This is a genomic window from Streptomyces chiangmaiensis, assembly GCF_036281785.1.
In the GTDB taxonomy this organism is placed as follows: Bacteria; Actinomycetota; Actinomycetes; order Streptomycetales; family Streptomycetaceae; genus Streptomyces; species Streptomyces chiangmaiensis.
Window position 1 is genome coordinate 1 of sequence record NZ_JAYWVC010000281.1, and the last position, 8,547, is coordinate 8,547.

Sequence of the window (8,547 nt, forward strand, 5' to 3'; positions counted from 1 at the left end):
CGAATCATCCAGTATGCCTGACTCGATCTACATTGACAGAGAGGGCAGCCTCCACAGCTTGTCTTCGTGTCTTGCGGACAAGGTTCTCCCCCTTGTGTGGAGTGTGCGAGGCGACACCGTAGCGTTGAGTACAGCAGTGCCGTACAGCAACTCCAGCAACCGGCCCTGCCCGGCAGTGTCCCTCAACGGCTTCGAAGCGACCGCTGTGACCGCCAACGACCGATCCGGATAGAGCTACGGATCAGAAGGTGCCCGTGCCACTCTCGTGCCAGAACGGACGGGAAACCACGGGGAATCAAGGGCAACGACGGTGCACGCAGCGGGCCTTGCCCCAAACCAGGTCTCCGCAGGTCACGCCAGCGATCGCCCCACCTCGCTCCTAAAGTGGTGCTCCCTGTTTGCCGCCGCTCAGGGCGACGGCGTGAAGCCGGCGGACTGGTCAAGGCGGAACGGGGAGCCCGGAGCCGTTGGGATCCAACCTTCACGAAGGGCAAGCTGAATGGCTTGGCCCACGCCGGATGGCAGGACGGGCTTGGCCTCACGTCCGAACCAATTGCTCGGATGCGGCTGGTTGGTCGTGACCACGAGCATTGCCCCCGGGGCGTCTGCGTGTTCGACCGCGAATGTGCACGGTGTCAACGACAGGCCCTGGAAGTAAGTCGGCCTACGTCGCAGCCGCCAGCGGTAGGCCGTGCCGTCGACAACGATGCGCCGTGATCCCTTGCGGCCCAGTGCCATGGCTCCTCCTCAGACACCGAGGATGCTAGCGACTACGCTTCTGCCCCTCCGTCTCAGTTTCCGTCTCATTCAGCACCGTTCACGGCGGTTCAAAGGAAGTCCGAGGCCGATAGCCGCTCCCACGGCCGACCGGCCGTGAACGCAGGTGAACGACCCTGTTCGAGGCGCGTGACACCACCAACAGACTTGGAGAGCGAGCGCCCTACACGTCTCCATGATGGCCACCTCAGACCAGGCGCCCGGGCCGCGAGGACCATCGCGATAGCATCCCGCATGCCCATTCCTTGGCGGTCCAGCGCCGACACGTTCGCGCAAATCTTGAGGCAGCGAGGAGTCGAGCCCGACGCCGTGCGCGATGTCCAGGCCGCTTGGGATGCCTTCGGCGTTTTTCTCCAGATCGAGATCGACGGGATCGAGGGGCCCGAGAACGATGGCGACGGCTTCATCGTCCAGTGGGGCCGGTGGGACTGGAACGACGACCAGCCTGCGCTGTCCTTCGGGCGGCAGCTTGCTGTAACTGAGGTCGGCGAGCGTGACGATCCTGATTGGCAGCCGGAGTACTGGCAGGTAGAGCTCCAGCTCATCTTCGCGGAGGACCCGGCCTGGGCTGACCTCGGCAGCCTCGGCCACCAAGACACCGGGTTTGACTTCGACGAGGTCGGCGTGCCCAGAACTGCCGCGCTCGGAAGGATCCGCCGCTTCCTTGAGTCCTACCCCCAGCTGGCAGCCATATGGCGCGCCAAGCCCCTCCGTAGCGACTTGACCCTCGAACGAGCGGGGTAGCTGCCGCACTCGATACAGCAAAAAAGTACAGCAACCCCAGCAACCGCCCATGCCGAGCAACGTCCCCCGGAGCTCTCAAAGCGACCGCTATGACCTCCGCTGACCGATCCACATAGAGCTACGGATCAGAAGGTGCCCGTGCCCCATCCGTGCCCGATCGCACGGGGAACCGCGGGGAATCACGGTGTCGAGCGGGCACCGCACAACGCGACGGCCCCTGACCGTATCGCCTGATCAGGGGCCGCTCACCTGCGCGGTGGGTGTGGGATTTGAACCCACGGTGACTCGCGCCACGACGGTTTTCAAGACCGCTCACTTGGTCTTCCAACCCAGTACGCCGCCGATCAGGAGTAGAAGCCCCGGCCGTACTCCTCGGGCCCGACACTGAAGTCGTCCGGACGATCACGGCGCAGCTCCTCATACCGGACCGCGAACACGTCGATGGCTTCATGAATCGTGCAGCCCAACACTTCGCGGATCGTCTTGAGCGCGAAGATGATCCGGTGATCGACGATGTCGCGATCTACGCTTGCCGGCAGTGTGGTCACGGGTCCCCCGAAGTCGCTGTTCAGCAGCGGAGTACAGCAACCGCACAGACCACAGTCAACCGAGTAAGACCCCTGGCAAGCCAACGGCCTGCCAATCGACCCTCAGCAACTGTCGCGCCCATAGTTCGCATCGAGGGGCTGAGCGCCAGCAGACCCCGGCGGTTCCGGCAGCAAAGCCGGGGCCGTCTGTGGGCCGTCCGACGGCGGCCAACGTCGACCAACAACGACAGAGGACGACAGCCGGAGCCCAGGTCAGACATCCCGTCAGGCTCCCGCGACAGAGGCCAGGTAGGCCTCCGTCTTCGCCGGCTCAACGAAGACCTCGCCCTTCTCCACGATGAAGTCCAGCGCCGGCTTCAGGAACCCGCCGTCGCCCGCGGAGTTGTCGTCCTTGTGGTCGCGGAGCGAGCCGTCCGCGGAGCCTCGACCAGAGTCGGCCGCGATGCCGTCGTTCTTGGCCCGCCTGATGAAGTCGGCGATGGCGAGGCAGTAGCCCGGGAACCGCATCTGAATAACGTCGATCGCGTACTCGACGTGCTGGATGTCGAGGAGGCCGTCACGGGCCCGGTGGCCGGACGCCAGGCGTACGGGTGGCAGCGCGCCAGATACCCGCGAGGGGAGCCAGCCCGCAGGCTGGCGCCGCTCTGCGCGTTCGAAACCGGTGTAGTTGTCGGATATGGGGAGCTTATCCGGGATCCAGACGACGGCACTTGAGCCGCTGACTGTCGGGCAGGCTCGACAGCTGCAACCGGCGCGGACCGGTAATGGTCATGATCGGGTATGGGAGTACCTACGTTCCGGCGCCGGACGGAACGGCGCGGCCTGCGCCTGTGGCCGGTCGGCACCGTGCTCGTCCTGGCCTTCACCGCCGCGGTGTTCGTGGCCGCCACCGTCTTCTACACCGGGTGGGACCTGCTCGGTGCGCGCGGGCTGAAGCCCGAGCACCGCATCGATGCCAAGACGCTGTTCGACTTGGTGAAGCTGTCGTTCGGGGTCGTCGCCGGGGCCGGCGCCCTGGTCGCCCTGGTCGTCGCCTACCGACGCCAGCGCGTAGACGAGGACGGCGCCCTGCGCGAGGCAACCCGCCTGCACACGGAACGCTTCACTGCGGCTGTCGCCCAGCTCGGCCACGACTCTGCCGCGGTCCGCCTTGGCGGCGTACACGCCCTGGCCGGCCCCGCCGACGACGCCCCCACCCGCGACCTGCGCCAGACCCGCATCGATGTCCTGTGCGCCTACCTCCGCCTGCCTTACACCGCCGAGGCCGACCTCCCGGCGGGCGACGCGGAAGCCCGGCACACCTACCTGACCCTGCGGGAAGTCCGGCACACCGTCATCCGCCTCATCCGCGACCACCTCCGCCTGGAACCCGAGCATCCGCAGTCCTGGCAGGACCACAACTTCGACTTCACCGGAGTCACATTCGACGGCGGAGACTTCACCGAAGCGAGGTTCTCCGGCGGCACCGTCAGCTTCCGCGGGGCGGAGTTCTCCACTGGCAGGATCGACTTCAGCCGGGCACAGTTCTCCGGCGGCACGGTCGACTTCGACGGGGCCAAGTTTCGCAACGACGTGTTCTTCAGCGGGACGCAGTTCTCCAGCGGCACCAGCACCTTCAGCGCGGCGCAGTTCTCCGGCACCGTGGTCACCTTCATCTGGGCCGAGTTCTCCGGCGGCACAGTCGACTTCTCTCGCGCGATCGGCCGAGCGCCATCCGGTCTGGTACCGCCAAGCGGAGCACCGCCAGCCGGGCTGCTGTTGCCCCCAACTTGGTCCAACTCAGACTGCAAATGTCGGCCTGGGACTCCTATCCGTGACCCAGGCCGCAAAGTACAAGCCTCCTCGCTGGTCAGCGCTCGACCGGGTCAACACCCTGATGGCGAAGCTCGTCGTCGCGCTCGTCGCCATCCACGGCCTCAGCCGACGCGAAGCCCGCCACCTCCTCCTCACCGACCTCGACCTCGCCCATGGGCGTCTGACGGTCCGGCGGGAACTGAAGCACACCGTCTACCTCGACGAACTCACCCACACCCTCGCCGCCGACTGGCTCCGCGAACGGCACCGGTGCTGGCCCCAGACGACCAACCCCTACCTGCTGGTCAGCCAGCAGACCGTGGCCGACGACCGGCTGCCGCCCGTCTCGACCATGGTCATCAACGACATCTTCCGGCCCCTCGGACTGAGCCCGTCCAAGCTCCGCCAGGACCGGATCCTCGACGAGGCCCGTCACACCGCCGACCCTGTCCACCTCATGCGCGTGTTCGGCATCGCCGCCGAGACCGCGATGAAGTACATCTACGACGCTCACCCCGAACGGCGATCCGTTCTCTGGCGATGAGAAGCTGTGTCGATTTGGGCACGACGATGGCTTCTCGTCAGGTTAAGGGCCCGAAGGAGGCAGAGGGTGCGATGTGGGGTCGAGGTCAAGGCGCATCTTGCCTCGCATGGTGTCGAACGCATCGAATAATACGAGGTTGGCGCTCCTGAGTTCGACCCAGTCGTCGAAAGTCTGTCCAGCAGCCAGGCTCTCTACGAGGTCGCGCATGCCTCGCAGGACCTTGTCGGACAGGGCGACGATGTCTGGTGGGGCGGTGATGGATATCTGGTAGCGCAGCTCGTCCATACCGCCGTTTCGGTAGGCGTGTGCTGCCAGACGCGCGCGCTCGGGCCACGGCTCGGTGCTGTTGATGATCGCGGCGCGGATTTCGCTCCATGTTCGTGCCACGGCCGCGAGGTATGCGCCGTACAGCTCGCGTTTGATAGTGGTGTGGCGGTCGACTTGCTCTCGACGCCATCTGGATCGGTCGGCCAGCGATGTGGCACCTACCCCGATCACCGCACCCGTCACGGTGCTGACAACTAAGCCCCAATCCATTGTTGGAGGGTAGGAACTACCGTCACAGATGACCAGGCACGAACTCAAGCCATCTGCGGCCGCTATGCTCCAACCACACCCCGGTTCCGCCCCGTTCACGTCCAGGAATCCGCGAACTCGCGCGCTTCCAAGGCGGGCGGCATCGCCTACCACCACATCTCGGACACCTACATCGCGCTGTTCACGCACTTCATCCCGTGCGGGGTGTGGGAGGCCGTCTACATCATCGAGGGTCTCCTCAAGAACACCTCCGAGGTCAAACCGACCACGGTGCACGCCGACACCCAGGGCCAGAGCGTGTCCGTTTTCGCCTTGGCGCACCTACTGGGCTTCGATCTGATGCCCAGGATCAGGAACTAAAAGGGCCTGCCCTTCTACCGTCCGTCCAAGCAGAGCGAGTACATGCACATCGACTCGCTGTTCGGGGAGGCGGGCAAGAACGTCATCGACTTCGATCTGATCGAGTCCCAGTTCCGGCACCTGATACGGGTGGCCGCCTCCGTACGAGAGGGCGCCATCTCCTCCTCGACGCTGCTAAAGCGGCTGCGTTCCGGGTCGCACAAGAACTCCACCTACACCGCGTTCCGCGAGGTCGGGCGGGTGATCCGAACCGTGCAGCTGCTGCGCTACCTCTCGGACGCACCGCTTCGCCGGCGCGTGACCGCGGCAACGAACAAGGTCGAGTCGTTCAACCGGTTCTCCCAGCGGGTCGGTTTCGGTAACCAGGGCGTCCTCGCCGACAACGACCCCATCGAGCAGGAGAAGGCGATGAAGTTCAACGCCCTGCTCACAAACGCGGTGATCTTCCACAACGCCCTGGACATCGCGGAGATCATCCGCCAGTTCCTGGAAGAAGGCTGGAAGATCGACCCGGAGGACCTGGCCCACATCTCGCCGTACTTGACCGAGCACATCAAACGGTTCGGCGAGTACGCCACCCACGAACTCGGCATCCAGCCCGAGGCGTACGACCCGAAACTCGACGTCGACTTCACCCAGCTCCGCGACCAAGACCCGGCCGCCTCCGGCTTCGGCACGGCCGCCTGACCGCCACCTCTGCCCGTTGAGCAGTACGGCCCTCGGCCTCGCCCTGAACGCCGTGGTGTGGTGGAACACCCTCTGCTTGGACGCCGCCGTCAGGAAGATTCGCGCCGACGGGTTCCCCGCCACCGACGACATGTGCGCCCGGCTTCCGCCGATCTCTTGCGGTCCTTCCACGACCCGACCCAAGAAGCGGACGCTCCCGGCGCCCCGAAGGCAGCGCCAACGTTATGAAGTGGTGGCGGCGCAAGCCCGTATGGCCCGCGGACACCGACCCCGACCTCACTCACATTCGGCAGGAGCTGAGCGTCACGCCGGCGGCCGGGTGAGTTTGGCGGCCACGGCGTCGAGGACCCAGTCCAGGCCGGTCGCGAAGGATGCCTCGGCGTCCACGTCCGTGCCGTCGTACACGGCTTTGGCCAGCGCCGGGAAGCGGCCCGTGGCCAACATTCTCGTCACATGCGGGCCGGAGGCGCGCTGCCAGTCGCGCTTGGACAGGCCCGTGGCGCGCTCGGCCCGCAGGTTCGCGATCTCGCGCCTGATCGCGCCGGTGAAGTAGGCGCTGACAGTCTCCACGGCGCGCATGACGGTGTCGACATCGGCGAGGCCGTCGAGTGCGGCCAGCGTGGCCTCGGTCACGGCGAGGCCGTTCGGGCCCAGGGTCGGGCGGCCGCCGAGCAGGTCGGCCAGCCATTCGTGACGGAGAGCGGCCTGCCTGGTGCGGTGGGCGAGGATGCGCAGCGCCTCCCGCCAGTCACCGGGCTGCTCCTCGGGGACAATCTCGGCGTGGACCTCGTCCACCATGAGGTCGAACAGCTCCTCCTTGGTGGCGATGTATCCGTACAACCGCATCGGGCCGGCGTCCAGCCGGCCGGCGACCTTGCGCAACGACACCGCCTCCAGCCCGCCCGCGTCGGCCAGCGCGATGGCGGCGGCGACGATCCGCTCCCGGTCGAGCGGCACGGGGCGAGTCGGCGGCTCCGGTCGGTCCCACACAGTCATGGTCACACCGTACTGTTGCGATGCATCGTAATGAGAAAATACAGTGTATCGATATGAGACAACGTATCGCGGTGGTCGGCAGTGGCCCTGCCGGCCTTACCTTCGCCCGCGTCCTGCACCGCCATGATTACCCCGTCGCCGTCCTCGAACGTGACCCCGCCCCCGACGCCCGCCCCCCAGGCGGCACGCTGGACCTGCACGAAGGGCTGGGCCAGCTCGCGCTGGACAAGGCGGGGCTGCTGGCGGAGTTCCAGGCGCTGTCTCGTCCCGAGGGACAGGCCATGCGCATCCTGGACGCGGACGGGACCGTCCTGCGCGACTGGCGACCCCGTCCAGATGACCGAGCCAATCCCGAGATCGACCGCGGGCAACTCCGTGACCTGCTGCTCGGCCCTCTCGACGTCCGGTGGGGGCGGGGCGTGACGCAGGTGGTGCCGGGGACCCGGGATGGCGTACTGGTCCATTTCGCGGACGGGCAACAGGAAACGTTCGACCTCGTAGTCGGCGCGGACGGCGCCTGGTCCCGGACCCGCCCGGCAGTCTCTTCGGTGACGCCGCACTACACCGACGTCACCTTGGTCGAGACGTCCCTGGACGACGTCGACACCCGCCACCCTGACCTCGCCCAGTTGATCGGCGACGGTTCCCTGGCTGTGTACGGCGTGAACCGAGCTCTCGTCGCCCAGCGCAACAGCGGCGGCCACGTCAAGGTGTACGCCCAGTTCCGCGCGCCGCTGGACTGGCACACGAACCTGGACCTGGCCGACGTCGAGGCCGTGCGATCGAGCCTGCTGGCTCTGTTCGACGGCTGGGCCGCTCCCGTCCTCGACCTCCTCCGCCACGGCACCGCTTTCGTCCACCGCCCCCTCTACGTCCTGCCCGTGTCCCACACCTGGACCCACGTCCCCGGGGTGACGCTACTGGGCGACGCCGCCCATCTGATGCCCCCATTGGGGGCGGGCGCGAACCTCGCGATGCTGGAAGGCGCCGAACTCGCCGAGTCCATCGCCACCGGCCCTGGAGATCTGGACGAGGCCGTCCGCGCCTTCGAGGAACAGATGTGGGCACGGGCCGGCAGGTGGGCGAAGATCACGACGGCCGGTCTGGAACGCCTTGTGAGCCCGGACCCCGCCGAAGCCCTCGCCCTCTTCGACCAAGTCCAGCCATCCTGACTGCCAAGCGCGACAGGCTCCAAGCACCATCTAATGGTGAGTTACGGGGCTGGTGAAGCCTCAAGCACCACCGGGTTCGGAGCCCTTTGATCAGACGGGTTCACCGACCCCGCGTCACGGCGGTACGTACGCGATCGAGTCGAGGATATTCGTGGTCTGAGCACCTCGCGAGGAACACCTCCCAGCTCACCAGGAGTCTGCGAACTCCTGAAAAGACTGAGCCTCGTGGGTACTGAACTTGATTGGGTGATGTCGGAGTCGTTTGCCTGACGAGGGCTGGGCAGGGCCAGTAAACCTGGGGTGTGAGGTACGCGCAGGGCGGCGGGTTGACCGACGCCGGGAGGGCCATACGGGAGCGGTTGCGGCTGCAAGCCGTGAAACGTTTCGA

At 66.5% G+C, this 8,547-nt stretch carries 8 protein-coding genes, 1 tRNA gene and 4 pseudogenes; 6 read left to right on the forward strand and 7 right to left on the reverse strand.

From position 1 onward, the window contains the following. Positions 1-408 precede the first annotated feature (408 nt). Complete coding sequence (locus VXC91_RS39830) at positions 409-738, reverse strand: hypothetical protein (protein ID WP_329512241.1); 330 nt, start codon at positions 736-738, stop codon at positions 409-411. A gap of 348 nt (positions 739-1,086) precedes the next feature. On the opposite strand from VXC91_RS39830, the gene VXC91_RS39835 reads away from it, so the two are divergent. After that, a complete protein-coding gene (locus VXC91_RS39835; RefSeq protein ID WP_329512242.1) occupies positions 1,087-1,521 on the forward strand; it encodes a hypothetical protein in 435 nt (144 codons plus the stop codon). A 254-nt stretch (positions 1,522-1,775) separates the two neighbouring features. On the opposite strand, the gene VXC91_RS39840 is transcribed toward VXC91_RS39835, so the two are convergent. The 4 genes and pseudogenes from VXC91_RS39840 to VXC91_RS39855 form a co-directional block, all read right to left on the reverse strand. Further along, a tRNA-OTHER gene (locus VXC91_RS39840) sits at positions 1,776-1,853 on the reverse strand. Between the two features lie 12 nt (positions 1,854-1,865). Beyond that, a complete protein-coding gene (locus tag VXC91_RS39845) occupies positions 1,866-2,069 on the reverse strand; it encodes a hypothetical protein (RefSeq protein WP_189309843.1) in 204 nt (67 codons plus the stop codon). Between the two features lie 402 nt (positions 2,070-2,471). Beyond that, positions 2,472-2,600: pseudogene (locus VXC91_RS47295) on the reverse strand (hypothetical protein); the annotation flags it as partial. 237 nt (positions 2,601-2,837) lie between these two features. After that, positions 2,838-3,446 (reverse strand): hypothetical protein, encoded by a 609-nt coding sequence (locus tag VXC91_RS39855; RefSeq protein ID WP_329512247.1) that lies wholly within the window; start codon positions 3,444-3,446, stop codon positions 2,838-2,840. Here VXC91_RS39855 and VXC91_RS39860 point away from each other — a divergent pair. Then, a pseudogene (locus VXC91_RS39860) lies at positions 3,432-3,566 on the forward strand (pentapeptide repeat-containing protein); the annotation flags it as partial. The gene VXC91_RS39855 and the pseudogene VXC91_RS39860 overlap by 15 nt on opposite strands. A gap of 316 nt (positions 3,567-3,882) precedes the next feature. Further along, complete coding sequence (locus VXC91_RS39865; protein ID WP_329512248.1) at positions 3,883-4,407, forward strand: site-specific integrase; 525 nt, start codon at positions 3,883-3,885, stop codon at positions 4,405-4,407. Between the two features lie 42 nt (positions 4,408-4,449). Here the strand turns inward: VXC91_RS39865 and VXC91_RS39870 are convergent, their stop codons facing one another. Continuing rightward, positions 4,450-4,944, reverse strand: a complete 495-nt coding sequence (locus VXC91_RS39870) for a hypothetical protein (RefSeq protein WP_329512243.1) — start codon at positions 4,942-4,944, stop codon at positions 4,450-4,452. Positions 4,945-4,995: 51 nt separating this feature from the next. On the opposite strand from VXC91_RS39870, the pseudogene VXC91_RS39875 reads away from it, so the two are divergent. Continuing rightward, a pseudogene (locus tag VXC91_RS39875) lies at positions 4,996-5,991 on the forward strand (Tn3 family transposase). Positions 5,992-6,007: 16 nt separating this feature from the next. Further along, positions 6,008-6,136: pseudogene (locus VXC91_RS47300) on the forward strand (Tn3 family transposase); the annotation flags it as partial. Between the two features lie 158 nt (positions 6,137-6,294). Here the strand turns inward: VXC91_RS47300 and VXC91_RS39880 are convergent. Continuing rightward, on the reverse strand, positions 6,295-6,987 hold the full coding sequence (locus VXC91_RS39880; protein WP_329512244.1) for a TetR/AcrR family transcriptional regulator: 693 nt from the start codon (positions 6,985-6,987) through the stop codon (positions 6,295-6,297). Between the two features lie 53 nt (positions 6,988-7,040). Here VXC91_RS39880 and VXC91_RS39885 point away from each other — a divergent pair, with 53 nt between their 5' ends. Further along, on the forward strand, positions 7,041-8,159 hold the full coding sequence (locus VXC91_RS39885; RefSeq protein WP_329512245.1) for an FAD-dependent oxidoreductase: 1,119 nt from the start codon (positions 7,041-7,043) through the stop codon (positions 8,157-8,159). Positions 8,160-8,547: the final 388 nt, after the last annotated feature.